We start from the raw sequence: 18,254 nt of genomic DNA on the forward strand, positions 1-18,254 counted from the left end.
CTCTCAATCTCCCCCTTCGCAGGGGGAGAACGAAAAGATTTACATCCCGAGTCGCGCTTTCGCATCAGCAATCGCCTGTGCAACCTGCTGAGGAGAAACGCCGCCCTTGGCTGCGCGTTTGTCGAGGCAGGATTGCAGTTCAAGGATCGGGTAAACATCGTCGCCAATCACGCTGCTGAATTTCTGCAAATCCTGCAACGATAGCGCTTCCAGCGCTTTGCCCTGATTGATCGCTTCCACCACCGCTTCACCCACAATATGGTGTGCTTCGCGGAACGGGACGCCTTTGGCGACCAGATAATCCGCCAGTTCGGTGGAGTTAGCGTAGCCCTGCTGCGCGGCTTCTTTCGCACGCGGGCGTTTGACCTGAATACCATCGAGCACCAGTGCCGCCATATTCAGGCAATCCATCCAGGTATCGAGCGCGTCGAACAGCCCTTCTTTATCTTCCTGCATGTCTTTGTTGTAGGCCAGCGGCAGGCCTTTCATGGTCATCATCATGCCGGTCAGTGCGCCCTGTACGCGGCCACATTTGCCACGAATAAGCTCCAGCGCATCCGGGTTTTTCTTCTGCGGCATCAGTGAAGAGCCTGAAGTCACGCGGTCAGACAGATCGATAAACGCCGCTTCACCGGTGTTGAAGAAGATCAGATCTTCGGCGAAACGCGAAAGGTGAACCATGCTGATGGCCGCGTTGGACAGTAACTCCAGCACGTGGTCACGGTCTGACACGCTGTCGAGGCTGTTACGGGTTGCAGAAGCGAAACCTAACCAGCCGGCCAGCTGTTCACGATCCATCGGATACGCCGTACCGGCCAGTGCGCCACAACCCAGCGGGCTGACGTCCAGACGGGTCAGCGTATCTTTCAGGCGGCTTTCGTCACGCGCCAGCATTTCCACATACGCCAGACACCAGTGCGCGAAAGTCACCGGCTGGGCACGTTGCAGATGGGTATAACCCGGCATTACGGCATCCTGATTGGCTTCTGCAGTCGCGACCAGCGCCTGTTGCAGATGATGCAGTGCGCCGCCGAGTTCAATCACCTGCGCTTTGCACCACAGCTTGAGGTCAGTCGCGACCTGATCGTTACGGCTGCGGCCAGTGTGCAGTTTTTTGCCGAGGTTACCGACTTTGTCGATCAGTTTGCCTTCGACCCAGCTGTGAATATCTTCTGCATCACTGGCTAAAATAGCGCGGGGATTCGCACGGACTTCTTCGAGCAGGACGTTCAGCGCGCCTTCGAGCTCAATCTGCTCGTCAGCCGTCAGTACGTTAACGGTGACCAGCGCTTTCGACCACGCCACCGAACCGACGATATCTTGCTCTGCCAGCCGGTAATCGAAACGCAGTGAGTCATTGAGTTCTTTAAACCGCTGATCCGCCGCCTGAGTAAAACGTCCGCCCCAAAGTGCCATGTTCCCGCTCCTGAAATTTTTATGCAAAAGGGCGCACTACGCTGCGCCCTAGAAAGTGTCTGCCGAAAGGTGTTACGCCAGAATACGTGTTCCGATTGCGACGCCGTTAAACAGTGCCGGTAATTGCTCGGCGTGACGCCAGCTGGCGATATCCACCGGACGTCCGAGAGTGCGTGCGGCGTCCAGCGCGGCGTGAACTTTGACGATCATGCCGTCGGTAATAATACCCTGGTCGATCAGCTGTTCAGCCCTTTCCGCGCTCATTTGCGGAATGCGCTGACCTTTGCCGTCAAGAATGCCGCTGACGTCGGAGAGCAGAATCAGATCTGCGCCCAGCGTGGCGGCCAGAGCTGTCGCGGCCTGATCGGCGTTGACGTTCATTAAGTCACCGGCTGCCGTGATCCCGATAGAGCTGACGATCGGCAGGTAGCCTGCGCCGGTCAGGGTGTTAATCAGCGCCGGGTTACCCGCTTCGGCTTTGCCGACGTTGCCCAGCTCTTCGCTCAGTTGCGTTACGCTGACTGAGCCACCGTCTGCCAGTGACAGGCCGACCGCGTTGATGTGATTTTTGACGGCCCACGCCAGCAGGGTTTTGTTGGCGCTTCCGGCCAGTGCGCCGGTTATGATGTCAATCTGGTCAGCAGGCGTGACACGCAGGCCAGCTTTCTTAACGACCGGCAGATTCAGCTTTTTCATCAGCTCATCAACCAGGCAGCCGCCACCGTGAACGATCACCAGCGGGCGCTGATATTCCTGACGATAAGCGACGACCGCCATGAACAGGCGCTCAAGCGCTTCTTCATTATCCAGCAACACTCCACCCAATTTGATGACTAACGGATTCATAGCTGTTTGCGCCTCGACCGATTGTTTATGTTAATGAATAACAATATGTTTAATTTAATCTAACATCCCTGCGCATCTGAATAAACGCTCAGGGACGGTTGTTTTCTGTTTGCTGACAATCTGACTGATTATTAAAGTAGTGATTGCGTTTCCGGGAAGCCAAAGCGAATGTTCATACACTGCACCGCCTGCGCCGACGCGCCTTTCAGCACGTTATCTTCCGTCGCCACCACAATCAGATGTTCGCCTTTCACGGCAAAACCGATATCGCAGAACGGCAGCCCGACCACGTCTTTCAGCGCCGGTACACCTTTGGTGTACAGACGCACCAGAGGTTTATCGTGATACGCATTATGAAAGGCTTGCGCCACTTCCTGCTGCGTTACACCCGCTTTCAGACGACAGGTGATGGTCGCCAGAATTCCGCGCGGGAAGTTGCCCAGATGCGGCGTGAAAATCACCGGCACGCCGAGGTGCTCAACGATTTCAGGTTCATGACGATGGCTGAACAGTTTGTAAGGTTGCAGGCTGACTTCGCAGAAGCTGTTGCCCAGCGTGGCTTTACGCCCTGCGCCGCTGACGCCGCTGGTGGCATTGATCACCGGCCACTGGCTGTCATTAAGCAAACCGCTTTCGATAAGCGGTTTGAGCGCCAGCTGCGACGCGGTCGGATAGCAGCCCGGCACGGCGATGAGCTGCGCCTCTTTCAGTTTGTCCGCCTGCCATTCGGCGAGGCCGTACACGGCTTTATCCAGCAGCTCGAGGTGCTGGTGCTCGAAACCGTAGAATTCGGTATAAAACTCAGGTTTTTTGACGCGGAAGGCACCGGACAGGTCAAACACCACGCATCCCGCCGCCAGAAACTGCGGAGCTAAATCGTGGCTGACTTCATGCGCGGTCGCCAGAAACACGACATCGACGCCTTTTGCAGCTTCGGCAACATCCGTCAGCGGCAAAACAGGCAAATCGACAATACCTTTTAATTGAGGATGCAAATCAGAAAGCAATTTTCCTGCATCTGCACTTTGCGCTGAAACCGTTAAACCGGTTATGTTCATATGTGGGTGGCGATTCAGGTAGGCAGCGAGTTCAGCTCCGGCATAACCTGTGGCACCAACAATCAGCGTATTCAACATAGGATCTGTTCACCTTCTCAACTTATCTGTATGGCTTTGCGATACAGGGACTTCAACAGGTAACAGGTGGTCACTGCGTTGTACGCCGCTCACCCGCGAGATTCAGCCGTGTCGTTTTACCTTACCGGAATTTTTTCCGGTTTCCTTACGCGCTGGCTTATTGTATTTTTATTCACAATTATTGCATGAATATGAATACTACCCTAACTAAAGGCTGTCAACAGTGAAGATGAAATTACCTCCTTTTATTGAGCTCTATCGGGCGTTAATCGCAACCCCTTCCATCAGCGCCACAGACAGCGCGTTGGACCAGAGCAATGAAACGCTAATCAACTTACTGGCAGGCTGGTTTGGTGATTTAGGTTTTAAAGTCGAAGTGCAGCCAGTGCCGGGAACCCGAAACAAATTCAATATGTTAGCCAGTACCGGTGAAGGTGCGGGCGGTTTACTGCTGGCCGGTCATACTGACACCGTTCCGTTCGACGATGGCCGCTGGACGCGTGATCCTTTCACCCTCACCGAGCACGAAAATAAGCTCTATGGTTTGGGTACTGCCGACATGAAAGGTTTCTTCGCGTTTATCCTCGATTCGCTGCGCGACGTCGATCTGACAAAACTGACTAAACCGCTGTATATTTTGGCGACCGCCGATGAAGAAACCACCATGGCCGGTGCCAGCTATTTTTCTAAAAATGCGAAAATCCGCCCTGACTGCGCGATCATCGGCGAACCAACCTCGCTGAAGCCGGTTCGTGCGCATAAAGGTCATTTATCGAACGCCATTCGCATCACCGGTCAGTCCGGCCACTCAAGCGATCCGTCACGCGGCGTGAACGCCATTGAGCTGATGCACGAGTCGATTACCCATTTAATGACCCTGCGCAATACGTTGAAAACCCGATACAACCACAGTGGTTTCGTGATCCCTTATCCGACCATGAACTTCGGTCATATCAACGGCGGCGATGCGCCAAACCGCATCTGTGCCTGTTGTGAACTGCATATGGATATCCGCCCGCTGCCGGGTCTGACACTGTCCGAAATCAACGGCCTGCTAAACGAAGCGCTGGAGCCAGTGAGTCAACGCTGGCCTGGGCGTATCGTGATTGAAGAGCTGCATCCGCCGATCCCTGGTTATGAATGCCCGCCGGACCATCAACTGGTACAGGTGGTAGAGAAGTTGCTGGGTGTTGAAACGGAAATCGTTAACTACTGCACCGAAGCGCCGTTTATTCAGGAACTGTGCCCGACACTGGTGCTTGGGCCCGGTTCTATCGATCAGGCGCATCAGCCAGATGAATATATTGATACCGCGTTCATTAAACCGACACGCGAGCTGATATCTCAGGTTGTGCATCACTTCTGTTATCACTGATCCTGAATCAGGGTTGATGAAGAAACAATCAGGGCGCTCCGGGGCGCCCTTTGCTACTGTACAAAACGAGTTCGCAAAAGTGGATTAGCCAAACTGATATCGTCGCGGTTGTAATTAAATTTCAGCGACATTGCTAAAAAGACCATTTTTCACGTGAGTGATCGGGGCTTTTTGGGTTAAAACAGGGGCTGCTTTTGAAAAGTAGGGCCAGGTTGGCAGGGTGAACGGGGCAAGAATGCCTGACGGGTGAAAGTTATTTACAGAATATAAAAATTAAACGAGAGAACGGGTCAGAGGTGATATGAACGAACAATATTCCGCAATGCGAAGTAATGTCAGTACGTTAGGTAAACTGCTGGGCGATACGATCAAAGATACGTTGGGAGAACATATCCTCGATCGTGTTGAGCAAATTCGTAAACTGTCGAAATCCTCCCGCGCCGGAAACGAAGCGGATCGTCAGGAATTACTGTCAACGCTGCAAAATCTGTCAAATGATGAACTGCTGCCGGTTGCCCGCGCATTCAGCCAGTTCCTGAATTTAGCCAACGTGGCTGAGCAATATCACAGTATTTCGCCGCACGGCGAGGCGGCCAGCAATCCCGAAGCGCTGGCGTTGTTGTTCGACCGTCTGAAATCCAAAAATCTCTCTGATCAGCAATTACGTGACGCCGTTGAACAGCTTTCCATCGAACTGGTCCTGACCGCGCACCCGACCGAAATCGCCCGTCGCACGCTGATCCATAAACTGGTCGAAGTGAATAACTGCCTCAAGCAGCTCGACCACAACGATTTGGCCGATTACGAACGCAAACAGATTATGCGCCGCCTGCGCCAGTTGATCGCGCAGTCATGGCACACCGATGAAATCCGTAAGAACCGCCCTTCTCCGGTGGATGAAGCCAAATGGGGTTTTGCGGTCGTTGAAAACAGCCTGTGGGAAGGCGTTCCTGCTTTCCTGCGCGAACTCAACGAGCAGCTGGAAACGTCGCTGGATTACAAAATGCCAGTAGAAGCCGTGCCTGTACGCTTCACCTCCTGGATGGGTGGCGACCGCGACGGCAATCCGAATGTGACCGCCGATATTACCCGTCACGTGCTGCTGCTGAGCCGCTGGAAAGCGACCGATCTGTTCCTGCGCGACGTTGCCGTGCTGGTGTCGGAACTGTCGATGACCGAATGTACGCCTGAACTGCGTGAACTGGCGGGCGGCGCGGATATCCTCGAGCCATACCGCGAAATCATGAAGCAGTTGCGCGCGCAGCTGACCTCCACGCAGGTCTATCTGGAAGCGCGTCTGAAAGGCGAACGTGTAACGCGTCCGCACGATTTGCTGGTGAAAAATGACCAGCTATGGGCACCGCTGTACGCCTGCTATCAGTCATTGCAAGCCTGCAACATGGGGATCATCGCCAACGGTCAGTTGCTCGATACCCTGCGTCGCGTGCGCTGCTTCGGCGTGCCGTTAGTGCGCATCGACGTGCGCCAGGAAAGTACCCGTCACACCGACGCCATCGCAGAAATCACCCGTTATCTGGGTCTGGGCGATTATGAAAGCTGGTCAGAATCTGACAAGCAGGCGTTCCTGATCCGCGAACTGAATTCTCAGCGCCCGCTGGTCCCGCGCAACTGGGAACCGAGCGCCGATACCAAAGAAGTGCTGGATACCTGTCAGGTCATCGCAGAAGCGCCGGAAGGCTCTATCGCCGCGTATGTGATTTCCATGGCACGCACGCCGTCTGACGTGCTGGCTGTGCATCTGCTGCTGAAAGAAGCAGGTTGTCCGTTCCCGATGCCGGTCGCGCCGCTTTTCGAAACGCTGGACGACCTGAACAACGCGGACGACGTGATGAAGCAGTTGCTGAGCATCGACTGGTATCGCGGTTTCATTCAGGGCAAACAAATGGTGATGATTGGCTATTCCGATTCCGCGAAAGACGCAGGCGTGATGGCGGCGTCATGGGCGCAATATCGCGCGCAGGATGCACTGATCAAAACCTGCGAGAAAGCCGGAATTGCTCTGACTCTGTTCCACGGACGCGGCGGTTCCATCGGCCGTGGCGGCGCACCGGCGCAGGCGGCATTGCTGTCTCAGCCTCCGGGCAGCCTGAAAGGTGGCCTGCGCGTAACCGAACAGGGCGAGATGATCCGCTTCAAGTTTGGCCTGCCGGAAGTCACCATCAGCAGCCTGGCGCTGTACACCTCCGCCATTCTGGAAGCCAACCTGTTGCCACCGCCGGAGCCGAAAAAAGCCTGGGTGGACATCATGGAACAACTGTCCGACGTGTCCTGCAAGATGTACCGTGGTTACATCCGCGAGAATAAAGACTTCGTGCCTTACTTCCGCGCCGCAACGCCGGAGCAGGAACTGGCTAAGCTTCCGCTGGGTTCACGCCCTGCGAAACGTAAAGCCAGCGGTGGCGTTGAAAGCCTTCGCGCCATTCCGTGGATCTTCGCGTGGACACAAAACCGTCTGATGCTGCCAGCCTGGCTGGGCGCCGGTGCCGGTTTGCAGGCCGTGGTGGATGACGGTAAACGTGATGAACTGGAAACCATGTGCCGCGACTGGCCGTTCTTCTCCACCCGCATCGGGATGCTGGAAATGGTGTTTGCCAAAGCCGACCTGTGGCTGGCGGAATACTACGATCACCGTCTGGTGGAAAAAGAACTGTGGCCGCTCGGCCAGCAACTGCGCGATCAGCTGGCCAGCGACATCAAAGTGATTCTGGCGATTTCCAACGACGATCACCTGATGGAAGATTTGCCGTGGATTGCTGAATCCATCGCACTGCGTAACGTCTATACCGATCCGCTGAACGTCCTGCAGGCTGAACTGCTGCACCGTTCACGCGAGCTGGAAAAGGATGGCAAGCAGGATGCTAATATCGAACAGGCACTGATGGTGACGATTGCCGGCGTGGCAGCGGGTATGCGCAATACCGGCTAGCCCTGTCTGACAGCAATTAAGCAAAAACCCGCGAATTCGCGGGTTTTTTGTTTTCAGCATTTTTGATGCAATAAATCAGGCACGAACGGGGACAGCAATTTCAGGGCGAACCCCCAGCGTATGACAAATCGCATAACTCATTTCTGCACGGTTCAGGGTATAGAAATGGAAGTCCTTCACACCTTCGCGGCTGAGGATTTTCACCATGTCCATCGCGATATTGGCACCGACCATTTTGCGGGTCTCGGCGTCGTCATCCAGCCCTTCAAACATGCTGTTCATCCAGTGCGGTACACGGACGTTGGTCATGGTCGCAAAGCGCGTCAGCTGCCTGAAGTTAGAGACCGGCAGAATGCCTGGCACGATTTCCACATCAATGCCCTGACCGGCGCAGCGGTCACGGAAACGCAGGTAACTTTCCACGTCGAAGAAAAACTGTGTGATAGCACGGTTGGCGCCGGCATCAATTTTACGCTTCAGGTTGATGAGATCTGCCTGCGCGCTTTTCGCTTCCGGGTGAACTTCCGGGTAAGCCGCAACAGAGATATCAAAATCGCCGACTTCTTTCAGCAGATGCACCAGATCGGTGGCGTACATTTCCGGCTTGCCGCTGCCCGCAGGCAAATCGCCGCGCAGCGCCACGATGTGACGAATACCGCTCTGCCAGTAATCCTGTGCAATCTGACGCAGCTCGTCGCGATTGGCGTCAATACAAGTCAGGTGCGGGGCGGCTTCCAGACCGGTACGCTCTTTGATGCCTTTAATGATGCTGTGCGTGCGGTCGCGCTCGCCGGAGTTTGCGCCGTAGGTGACGGAAACAAACTTAGGTTTGAGGCTGCTCAGACGGTCGATAGAGCTCCACAACGTATCTTCCATCTCGCTCGTACGCGGCGGGAAAAACTCGAAAGAGACGTTAATCTGACCCTGCAACTCTGCCAGGTTTTGATTCAGCGCTTCGCGCTGGTTAGCGTGGAAAAAGCTCATATAACACTACCTCATAGAACACTGCGTTTTCATTATGATTTTTTATGATGAACGTCTGGACGTCTAAACGTATAGATAGAAAATGACGGAAAGCAGGCAACCTGTCAACGTGAAAATGATGTCGGGGGATGATTAATCTTCACGCAAACTGAAAGAATTTCATCTTGGTGAAATTTTGCTGCGGGGAATAAGCGCCTTCCCCTCATGAGCGGGGGAAGGCGCAAAGAATTAAAGCAATTGCGTCAGGCGGTTAAGGTCAGACTGTAATGCGCCAGCAGTGACATCGCGCCCGGCACCCGGTCCGCGGATGACCAGCGGGTTATCGCGGTACCAGCGGCTTTCGATGGCAAAGACGTTGTCGCACGGCAGCAGAGCCGCCAGTGGATGGTCTTCACGCACCGCTTCGACACCCACGCGCGCTTTGCCATTGGCATCGAAACGCGCCACGTAGCGCAGCACCAGCCCCATTTCACGGGCCGCTTCCAGACGCTGCAACATTTGCTGGTTCAGCGCCTCGCCGTCTTCAAAGAACTGATCGACAGAACCGGTGGCGCAAGCTGGCGGCACCAGCGATTCCACGCGAACCTGCGTCGGCTCGATGTCATAACCGGCCTCACGCGCCAGAATCACCAGCTTGCGCATGACGTCCTGACCCGATAAATCATCACGTGGATCCGGTTCCGTCAGCCCCTGCTGCCACGCCAGATCCACCAGTTCGGTGAATGGCAGCGTACCGTCAAATTGCAGGAACAGCCAGGATAACGTGCCGGAGAAAATCCCGCTGATCGCCAGAATGCTGTCGCCGCTTTCGCGTAAATCACGCACTGTATGGTTCACCGGTAAACCCGCGCCAACGGTAGCGTTGTACAGCCAGTGGCTGTCGGTTTTGGAGAATGCATCGCGGATCTGACGGTATTTATTGGTGTCAGATGCACCCGCCAGTTTGTTGGCGCTGATGACATGGAATCCATAGCTGGCGAAATCCAGATACTGATCGGCCAGTTCGGCGCTGGCGGTGACATCCAGCACCACCAGATCGTCGTAAGGATGCGCACGCATCCACAGGAACAGCGACTCTTCGTCGTGCGCCTGTGATTCGTCATCGAAGAAGGCCAGCGCACGGCTGGCGTCCAGCCCGTCGTAATTGAGCAGGCTGCGTTTGCTGTCGACCACGCCGGCCAGCACAAACTCGAAACCGCTGCGGGCGGAAATGTTTTTTTGCTCGCGGGCAAACAGCTCCAGCCAGCGCGAACCGATATTGCCTTTACCAAACAGCATCAGGCCGATTTGTTTTTCAGCGCGGAACAGGGTTTTGTGCAGCCCCTGAATAAGGTGCGCCGTCGGGCCAATGCGCAGAACCGCGACCAGGCTAATCCCGTCTTCGGCCTGCCAGATAAATTCCACCGGCTGATCTTTCATTTCCTGATAAAAACGGTGACTGTGCAGCGGGTTTTTACACACGCCCGCACCGACCAGCGCTACCAGCGCCAGCCCTTCACGCAACGTCAGACGCCCCGGCAGCGCTGCTTCTTCCAGCACCTGCAATGCGCTGCCTGCCACTTCGGAGGTGTAGCAAAGTTGCAGCAAATTGCGGTCAGGATGTACGCCGGTACAAAGCGGTTTGACCTGCGCGCGCTTGAGCAACAATTCGACGTCTTTGTGGGCCAGACCAAAATCGTGACCGGACGGGATCGCCACTTCGATCAGGCAAATATCATCGTGACTTGTGACAATCTTGGCGCCGGTACCGGACGCCAGCACACGCTCAATGCGCGTCGAGCCCTGCTCCGGCTGGTAGCTGCAACGCAGCTGCAAATCGATGTCGCTGCCGGAGACCGGCTGCAAAGTACGGGTGTGGAGAACGGGAGCGGCCAGACGCGCCAGTTCACTGGCTTCATCCAGACGCAGCAACGGCAACAAACACGCATCTTTTACTTTACGCGGGTCAGCGCTGTACACACCGGCAACGTCGCTCCAGATTGTTACACGGCTGGCATCGGCCAGTGCGCCAATCTGGGTGGCGGAATAGTCGCTGCCGTTACGGCCAAGCAGCACGGTTTCGCCCGCGTCATTGCGCGAGATAAAGCCGGTCACCACCAGATATTGCTGAGGATGTTGCGCGAGCAGCTGTTGCAGCAGCGGATAAGACCGGCCTTCATCCACCTGCGGCTGCGCGGCGCGTTCGGCACGCAGGAATTCGCGGGCGTCCAGCCAGGCAGCCGGAAGCTCCAGCTTGCACAGCACCGCCGACATCAGGCGGGCCGACCAGATCTCGCCGTGCCCGACCACTTCCGCATAAATCGCGTCGGTAACCTTACCGTCGAGCAACACGGCCAGACGTTCGAGATCGTGAATAAAGGAAGCAATAAGCGGCTCAGCCATTTCCGGAGGTAGCAGACCGGAAATCAAATCACTCTGATAACGGCGCAGTGTCTGCTGGACCTGATGCGCGGAAATCCTGTCGGTCTGGCTCAGTTTCAACCAGCTGATCAGCTGGTTCGTCGTGCTGCCCGCCGCCGACACCACCATCATGTCGCCGGGTTTGGCGTACTCGGACATAATGCCTGCGACGCGCAGATAACATTTCACGTCGGCCAGACTGCTGCCACCAAATTTGTGCAACTGCCGGCTTCCCGCCGGTGCTGCGACCGCTATTGCATTCATACTTACCTCGTTGCCACTGACTGGAATGCGTGTTCCAGATCAGCAATCAAATCTTCACTGTCTTCAAGACCTACAGAAATACGGAGCAAGCTGTCAGAAATCCCGGCGGCTTTACGCGCCTCAGGCGCCATACCGGCGTGCGTCATGGTGGCGGTATGAGAAATCAGGCTTTCGACACCTCCCAAGGATTCTGCGAGGGTAAATAACTTCAATTCTTTCAGGAAATGACGCAGCTGCGCTTCATCACCGTTAAATTCAAAACTGATCATCGCGCCAAAGCCACGTTGCTGACGGCGGGCAATGTCATGCCCCTGGTTTTCCGGCAGCGACGGATGATACAGCTTTTTGACCTGCGATTGCTGTTGTAAATAAGCCACAATCGCCAGTGCATTTTCCTGCTGCTGTTTCACGCGAACCGTTAACGTGCGCAGACCACGCAGCAACAGATAGCTGTCAAAGGCGGCGGCGGTGACGCCGATGTTGTTTGCCCACCAGGCCAGTTCCGTCGCATGTTCAGCGGTCTTAGATATTACCGTACCGGCGACCACATCAGAATGGCCGTTAAGATATTTAGTACAAGAATGAACAACTAAATCCGCACCGAGCTTCAACGGGTTTTGCAGCGCCGGGCTGAGGAAGGTGTTATCAACGACCGTCAACGCACCCGCTTCATGAGATGCCGTGCAAATCGCCTGAATATCCACCACGCGCAGCAGCGGATTGCTCGGGGTTTCGATCAGCACCAGCGCCGGTTTTTCCTTCAGCGCTTCGGCCAGCGCCAGCTGATCACCCTGATCGACAAAACGCACGCGATACGCGCCGCGCTTGCTCAGGCTGTCGAACAAACGATAGCTGCCGCCGTAACAGTCGTGCGGGGCCAGCAGTAAATCGCCAGGTTTCAGAAAGACCGTACACACCAGATGAATCGCAGACATGCCACTGCTGGTCAGTACCGCGCCCGCGCCGCCTTCCAGATCCGCCAGTGCACGCTGAGCGATATCACGCGTCGGGTTTCCGCGGCGTGAATAATCGTGGGCTCTTGGCTGATTGAAGTCTTCAAAGTTGTAGGTGCTGGAAAGCGCGATGGGCGGAACTACACAACCATACTGCTGATCATTGTTCAGGCCACTGCCCACGGCAATGGTGGCTTGCTTGTGCGTCATAGTCTTTTCTTCCTGCGATATGCGAAGGGTGAGGAGATAAAGAGTAACGCCCGCTGTTATAGACGTCAATACATCTGGACATCTAAACTTCTTTGCGTATAGATTGAGCAACGGCGCAATACCCGCTAAAATTATGGCGTTATGAGAATGTCTGGCCGATCGCGGACGCACAGGCCACTGAACACAAGCCTGCGTCAGACGACAAAATGCACAATGCCGCAGGGAAAATCGTGAGATAACCCTGTTAAATACGGACATTTACTTAGTGAGAACAGTGAAAATCGGGCATAATCGCCGGGTTTTCAGAATTTTATTTTTTGATAAATTTAAGGTGTCCCATGGCTGAGTGGAACGGCGAATATGTCAGCCCTTACGCTGAACACGGTAAGAAAAGCGAACAAGTTAAGAAAATCACGGTATCCATTCCGCTGAAAGTCCTCAAAATTCTCACCGATGAACGCACCCGTCGTCAGGTCAACAACCTGCGTCATGCGACCAACAGTGAATTATTGTGTGAGGCTTTCCTGCATGCCTTTACCGGTCAGCCTTTGCCGAATGACGAAGACCTGCGTAAAGAACGCAGTGACGAAATCCCGGAAGCGGCGAAGATCCTGATGCGTGAACTGGGTGTGGATCCTGATACCTGGGAATATTGATGAGCTGATTACAGCTGAAAATCCCGTGCGGATGATTGTGCGGGTTTCAGTGTATCGGATGATTAACGCAGGATTTCATCAGGAAGATTTGTCTGGCGGGATGTAAAACGACAGGCAACAAAAAAGGCGCCATCGGCGCCTTTTTTTGCTCTCAAGCCAGCAATATTATTTGCTGCTTGGCACGCTGAAACGCTTGTTAAAGCGGTCAACACGGCCACCGGTAGCGACTTCACGTTGCTTACCAGTATAGAACGGGTGGCATTCGCCACAAACGTCCAGGTTCAGGTCGTGACCCACAGTTGAGTGAGTTTTGATAACATTACCGCATGAGCAGTTTGCAGTAATTTCTACGTATTTAGGGTGAATACCTTGTTTCATGGGAAAACCTCTTCTTAAGGCCGCGTCGCTATCCAACCCTGTTCCGTCAGACACCACGCGTAGTGGATGATAGGCTTTAGTACGAAATGCACTAAAGGCGGCGAATCATACAGAATCTCTGATAGCCGCGCAATGATGTTCATGCATTTCGAAGGACTCAGTGTACACTATCTCGTCATTTTTTTAAAGTCTGGACCCCCGATGCCTGTTGCCCACGTTGCTTTACCTGTTCCGCTTGCCCGTACTTTCGATTATTTACTGCCACCCGGAATGCAGGTGACGCAGGGTTGTCGGGTCAGTGTGCCTTTTGGTAAACGCGACGCGATTGGTATTGTGACGAAGATCAGTGACTCCAGCGAATTCGGTCTGGAGAAGCTGAAACCCGTGCGCGATGTGCTCGACCGCACCAGCCTTTTTACCCCCGATTTGTGGCGCATCCTGTTCTGGGCCGCCGATTATTACCATTTCCCGATTGGTGAAGTGCTGTTCCACGCGCTGCCGGTGTTGCTGAGACAGGGGAAACCCGCCGAGCTGACGCCGTTGTGGCAATGGCTCGCCACCGAGCAGGGGCGCGCGACGCCGCTCGATTCGCTCAAGCGTGCGCCAAAACAGCAGCAGGCGATGGCCGCGTTGATGCAAAAACCGGTTTACCGTCATCAGGTCGTGGATCTGGATCTCACCGATACGGCGTTGCAGGCGCTGCGGGCGAAAGGGCTGACGGATTTACGCAGCATCGCGCCCGACGCTGCAGACTGGCGCAAAGATTTTTCGGTCGTCGGCGAGCGTTTACGTCTGAACACTGAACAGGCCACTGCCGTTGGGGCAATCCGCAGTGAAGATCAGCAATTTTCCGCCTGGCTGCTGGCCGGTGTAACCGGTTCGGGCAAGACAGAAGTGTATCTCAGCGTGCTGGAAAACATCCTCGAACAGGGGCGGCAGGCGCTGGTGATGGTGCCGGAAATCGGCCTGACGCCGCAGACTATCGCCCGCTTTCGCGAACGTTTTAGTGCGCCTGTGGATGTCCTGCATTCCGGCCTAAATGACAGCGAACGTCTCGCCGTCTGGCTGCGCGCCCGCAACGGCGAAGCGGGTATTGTGATTGGCACGCGTTCTTCGCTGTTTACGCCGTTTGCCCGCCTTGGCGTGATCATCATCGATGAAGAACACGACAGCTCTTATAAGCAGCAGGAAGGCTGGCGCTATCACGCCCGCGATCTGGCGGTGTACCGCGCTCACGCAGAAAACATTCCGATTATCATGGGCTCGGCGACGCCCGCGCTGGAAACGTTACATAATGTTGAACTGGGGAAATATCGCCAGCTGAAGCTGACCAAGCGCGCCGGTAACGCTAAGCTCGCCCGGCAGAATCTGCTTGATCTGAAAGGGTTACAGCTGAAAGTCGGGCTGTCGCAGCCGCTGATCCAAAAAATGCATGAGCATCTGAAAGCCGATAATCAGGTCATGCTGTTCCTCAACCGTCGTGGCTACGCGCCTGCCCTGCTGTGCCATGAGTGCGGGTGGATAGCCGAGTGTCAGCGCTGCGATCACTATTACACAATTCATCAGAACCAGCGCCAGCTGCGCTGTCATCACTGCGACAGCCAGCGTGCGGTGCCGCATCAGTGTCCGCACTGCGGCTCGACGCAACTGGTTTCCGTCGGCGTCGGCACAGAACAGCTGGAAAACGAACTCGCGCCGCTGTTTCCGGATACGCCGATTACCCGTATCGACCGCGATACCACCAGCCGTAAGGGTTCGCTGGAACTGCATCTGAACGAGATCCACCGCGGCGGTGCCCGTATTCTTATCGGCACGCAAATGCTGGCGAAAGGTCATCACTTCCCCGACGTTACGCTGGTGTCACTGCTGGACGTCGACGGCGCGCTGTTCTCGGCGGATTTCCGCTCGGCAGAACGCTTTGCCCAGCTGTATACACAGGTGTCAGGCCGCGCAGGCCGAGCCGGTAAACAGGGCGAAGTGGTGCTGCAAACCCACCATCCCGAACATCCGCTGTTGCAGGTGTTACTGCAAAAAGGTTATGACGAATTTGCCCGGCAGACGCTCGCCGAGCGCAAAAGCGTCTTTTTACCGCCTTACACCAGCCATATCCTGATCCGCTCTGAAGATCACGATAATCAGCAAGCCCCGCTGTTCCTCCAGCAGTTACGTAATTTGCTGGAATCCAGCCCGCTGAAAGATGATTCGCTGTGGATTTTAGGGCCGGTTCCCGCACTCGCGGCTAAACGCAACGGCCGCTTCCGCTGGCAGCTGTTATTGCAGCATCCTTCCCGTCGCGTTTTACAGCAGTTGATCAAGAGTTCTCAGCCGCTTATCGCAAGCCTGCCGCAGGCCAGAAAGGTGAAATGGACGCTGGATGTGGATCCCATCGACAGCTAATTCCTATAAAACCTTGGGATTTCTGCGTGATGGATCGAAAAAAAGCATCTGCATCACACTTTTCATGCAAATTAGGTAACAAATCCTACTCACATTCTGTTTAGAATGTGATGAGCTACACAGCACGCAGGCGTAGCAGGTAAGGAAGGTTGATGTTGTCGTGTCCGTTTGATGCAGTTGCAAGGAGAGATGCGTTGGAGCACAAGAAAGAATTACCCGCCGCGACAATGAAAGATGTGGCTGAACAGGCAGGCGTTTCAACAGCAACGGTATCCCGCGCGTTAATGAATCCGGAAAAAGTCTCCGCTTCCACCCGTCAGAAAGTGGATCAGGCGGTCATGGCCGTGGGATATTCCCCTCATGCCATGTCACGCAATTTAAAACGCAACGAATCACGCACGATTCTGGTGATCGTCCCGGATATCTGCGATCCGTTTTTTGCCGATTTGATCCAGGGGATCGAGCATACGGCGGCGAAAAGTGGCTATCTGGTGCTTATCGGTGACTGCGCTCATCAGAACCAGCAGGAAAAAACCTTCATCAATCTGATCATCACCAAACAAATTGACGGCATGCTTCTGCTCGGCTCCGATTTACCTTTCGACGCCAGCAAAGAAGAACAACGTAATTTGCCGCCAATGGTGATGGCCAATGAATTTGCGCCGGAACTCGAGCTGCCGACCGTACACATCGACAACCTGACCGCCGCCTTCGAAGCCGTGCATTATCTGCTTAAGCTCGGGCATCAGCGCATTGCCTGCATTGCCGGTCCGAAACACATGCCGCTGTGCCAGTACCGTTCACAGGGCTACGTTCAGGCACTACGCCGTAACGGCATGAGCGTCGAAAGCGGGCTGACCGTGCATGGTGATTTTAGCTATGAATCAGGCGCACAAGCGGTTATTGAGCTGATGTCACTGCCGACGCCACCGACGGCGATTTTCTGCCACAACGACGTGATGGCGATTGGTGCGATGTTCCAGGCGAAGAAAATGGGTCTGAATATTCCTAAAGATCTGTCGATTGTCGGGTTCGATGACATCAAAGCCAGTCAGTTCACCGACCCTCCGCTGACCACCGTGGCGCAGCCCAGATTCCAGCTTGGTCGACAGGCCATGTTATTATTACTTGAACAGTTACAAGGGAATCCGGGACAAAACGGTTCACTGCTGCTCGACAGCGAGCTCATCGTTCGTGAAAGTACAGCAGTACCCAAAGCGTGAGTTGTTTTTTTATCCAATCATGAAGTTTTAATTTCAGTAAATGTTCAGGGTTAAGTAACATGACGCACTTCTTCTTTAATCATCACGACACAGCGAAACGATAGTGGCACAGAAAGACTATGTAAGCCGTGGGCGCTCAGGAGCGCGGCGGAAAAGTACCAGCCGGAGTAAAAAACGCAATTCCACAACGATCTCCAAAACCATGGTGGTGTTAGCCGTTGCGGTGCTGGTGGTGTTTGTCGGTGGCCTCTATTTTATTGCTCACAATAAGCACGAAGAAGCCGTCGTCGTGCCAACCCATCCTGTTCGTCCGGGTAACGGCTTGCCGCCTAAACCGGAAGAACGCTGGCGCTATATTAAAGAACTGGAAAACCGTCAGATGGGCGTCACCACGCCAACAGAACCGACGGCGGGCGGCCAGGTAGAATCCAAAACTCAGCTGACGCCGGAACAACGTCAGCTGCTTGAGCAGATGCAGGCCGATATGCGCCAGACGCCAACACAGCTGTCTGAAGTGCCGTATAACGATCCGAATCAGGCCACGCGTACTGCGCCAGCGCAGCGTCAGGTTCAGCAACAACAGCAGCCGACTTATACGCAGCAGCAGCCGGTGCAGACCCAGCCGCGTCAGGTCCAGCAGCAGCCAACGTACACACCGCAAACCCAGCCGGTACGGGCGCCGCAGGCTCAGGTTCAGACACAACCGGTACAGCCGAAGCCAAAACCTGTGCCGAAAGAAACGGTGAAAGAGCAGCCGAAGGAACAACCTAAAACGCAGCAACCTGCTGCGATCACGCAGGTTGCCCCGGAGAAACCGAAAGAGCAGGAAAAAACCCAGCGCTTTATGGTTCAGTGCGGTTCCTTCCACGGTACCGAACAGGCGGAATCCCAGCGCGCCAAGCTGGCTTTCGAAGGTTTTGAAGGCCGTATCACCACTGGCGGCGGCTGGAATCGCGTCGTGATCGGCCCTTATAACAATCGTTCAGGTGCCGACAGCACCTTAGCCCGCCTGAAGAACGCAGGCATCTCCGGTTGCATTCCCCTCGCAACCGGGGGTTGAAAACCCGTA

Annotated in this window: 13 protein-coding genes; 6 read left to right on the plus strand and 7 right to left on the minus strand. The window is 55.0% G+C overall.

The genetic code is table 11. The features are described 5' to 3' along the window. Nucleotides 1-39: 39 nt before the first annotated feature. The 3 genes from argH to argC all read right to left on the minus strand — a co-directional run bounded on the left by argH (nt 40) and on the right by argC (nt 3,398). Entirely contained in the window at nt 40-1,416 is a 1,377-nt protein-coding gene (gene argH, locus AC0Z7K_RS20485) for an argininosuccinate lyase (RefSeq protein ID WP_485615699.1), read from the minus strand. A 72-nt stretch (nt 1,417-1,488) separates the two neighbouring features. After that, the gene (argB, locus tag AC0Z7K_RS20490) at nt 1,489-2,262 is read right to left on the minus strand and encodes an acetylglutamate kinase (RefSeq protein ID WP_413531219.1); all 774 of its coding nucleotides are present in this window, start codon (nt 2,260-2,262) and stop codon (nt 1,489-1,491) included. A 131-nt stretch (nt 2,263-2,393) separates the two neighbouring features. Further along, nucleotides 2,394-3,398: an N-acetyl-gamma-glutamyl-phosphate reductase gene (gene argC, locus AC0Z7K_RS20495; protein WP_485615701.1), complete on the minus strand. Its 1,005-nt coding sequence runs from the start codon at nt 3,396-3,398 to the stop codon at nt 2,394-2,396. A 223-nt stretch (nt 3,399-3,621) separates the two neighbouring features. Here argC and argE point away from each other — a divergent pair, with 223 nt between their 5' ends. Continuing rightward, a complete protein-coding gene (gene argE / locus AC0Z7K_RS20500) occupies nt 3,622-4,773 on the plus strand; it encodes an acetylornithine deacetylase (RefSeq protein WP_112169521.1) in 1,152 nt (383 codons plus the stop codon). Nucleotides 4,774-5,074: 301 nt separating this feature from the next. Next, the gene (gene ppc, locus AC0Z7K_RS20505; protein WP_485615703.1) at nt 5,075-7,720 is read left to right on the plus strand and encodes a phosphoenolpyruvate carboxylase; all 2,646 of its coding nucleotides are present in this window, start codon (nt 5,075-5,077) and stop codon (nt 7,718-7,720) included. A gap of 75 nt (nt 7,721-7,795) precedes the next feature. Here the strand turns inward: ppc and metF are convergent, their stop codons facing one another. From metF to metB, 3 genes are all read right to left on the minus strand, one after another. Then, nucleotides 7,796-8,704, minus strand: a complete 909-nt coding sequence (gene metF / locus AC0Z7K_RS20510; protein ID WP_485615704.1) for a methylenetetrahydrofolate reductase — start codon at nt 8,702-8,704, stop codon at nt 7,796-7,798. Between the two features lie 228 nt (nt 8,705-8,932). Continuing rightward, nucleotides 8,933-11,368, minus strand: coding sequence for a bifunctional aspartate kinase/homoserine dehydrogenase II (locus AC0Z7K_RS20515; RefSeq protein ID WP_413531215.1), 2,436 nt, complete (start codon nt 11,366-11,368; stop codon nt 8,933-8,935). A 2-nt stretch (nt 11,369-11,370) separates the two neighbouring features. Further along, on the minus strand, nt 11,371-12,531 hold the full coding sequence (gene metB / locus AC0Z7K_RS20520) for a cystathionine gamma-synthase (protein ID WP_485615705.1): 1,161 nt from the start codon (nt 12,529-12,531) through the stop codon (nt 11,371-11,373). A gap of 338 nt (nt 12,532-12,869) precedes the next feature. Here metB and metJ point away from each other — a divergent pair, with 338 nt between their 5' ends. Next, nucleotides 12,870-13,187, plus strand: coding sequence for a met regulon transcriptional regulator MetJ (gene metJ / locus AC0Z7K_RS20525; RefSeq protein ID WP_004392248.1), 318 nt, complete (start codon nt 12,870-12,872; stop codon nt 13,185-13,187). Nucleotides 13,188-13,352: 165 nt separating this feature from the next. On the opposite strand, the gene rpmE is transcribed toward metJ, so the two are convergent. After that, complete coding sequence (gene rpmE / locus AC0Z7K_RS20530) at nt 13,353-13,565, minus strand: 50S ribosomal protein L31 (RefSeq protein WP_112168908.1); 213 nt, start codon at nt 13,563-13,565, stop codon at nt 13,353-13,355. A 201-nt stretch (nt 13,566-13,766) separates the two neighbouring features. On the opposite strand from rpmE, the gene priA reads away from it, so the two are divergent. The 3 genes from priA (at nt 13,767) to ftsN (ending at nt 18,245) form a co-directional block, all read left to right on the plus strand. Further along, on the plus strand, nt 13,767-15,962 hold the full coding sequence (priA, locus tag AC0Z7K_RS20535; RefSeq protein ID WP_485615712.1) for a primosomal protein N': 2,196 nt from the start codon (nt 13,767-13,769) through the stop codon (nt 15,960-15,962). Between the two features lie 194 nt (nt 15,963-16,156). After that, a complete protein-coding gene (gene cytR / locus AC0Z7K_RS20540) occupies nt 16,157-17,185 on the plus strand; it encodes a DNA-binding transcriptional regulator CytR (RefSeq protein ID WP_485615767.1) in 1,029 nt (342 codons plus the stop codon). 103 nt (nt 17,186-17,288) lie between these two features. Beyond that, nucleotides 17,289-18,245, plus strand: coding sequence for a cell division protein FtsN (ftsN, locus tag AC0Z7K_RS20545; protein ID WP_413531211.1), 957 nt, complete (start codon nt 17,289-17,291; stop codon nt 18,243-18,245). Nucleotides 18,246-18,254 lie beyond the last annotated feature (9 nt).

The sequence above is a fragment of the Rahnella sp. 1L-D-7-B-C2 genome (assembly GCF_057290995.1).

What these genes read in the sequence shown, in the direction of transcription:
- argH (WP_485615699.1), bottom strand. Translation starts at nt 1,416, where the DNA reads ATGGCACTTTGGGGCGGACGTTTTACTCAGGCGGCGGATCAGCGGTTT.
- argB (WP_413531219.1), bottom strand. Translation starts at nt 2,262, where the DNA reads ATGAATCCGTTAGTCATCAAATTGGGTGGAGTGTTGCTGGATAATGAA.
- argC (WP_485615701.1), bottom strand. Translation starts at nt 3,398, where the DNA reads ATGTTGAATACGCTGATTGTTGGTGCCACAGGTTATGCCGGAGCTGAA.
- ppc (WP_485615703.1), top strand. Translation starts at nt 5,075, where the DNA reads ATGAACGAACAATATTCCGCAATGCGAAGTAATGTCAGTACGTTAGGT.
- metF (WP_485615704.1), bottom strand. Translation starts at nt 8,704, where the DNA reads ATGAGCTTTTTCCACGCTAACCAGCGCGAAGCGCTGAATCAAAACCTG.
- AC0Z7K_RS20515 (WP_413531215.1), bottom strand. Translation starts at nt 11,368, where the DNA reads ATGAATGCAATAGCGGTCGCAGCACCGGCGGGAAGCCGGCAGTTGCAC.
- metB (WP_485615705.1), bottom strand. Translation starts at nt 12,531, where the DNA reads ATGACGCACAAGCAAGCCACCATTGCCGTGGGCAGTGGCCTGAACAAT.
- metJ (WP_004392248.1), top strand. Translation starts at nt 12,870, where the DNA reads ATGGCTGAGTGGAACGGCGAATATGTCAGCCCTTACGCTGAACACGGT.
- rpmE (WP_112168908.1), bottom strand. Translation starts at nt 13,565, where the DNA reads ATGAAACAAGGTATTCACCCTAAATACGTAGAAATTACTGCAAACTGC.
- priA (WP_485615712.1), top strand. Translation starts at nt 13,767, where the DNA reads ATGCCTGTTGCCCACGTTGCTTTACCTGTTCCGCTTGCCCGTACTTTC.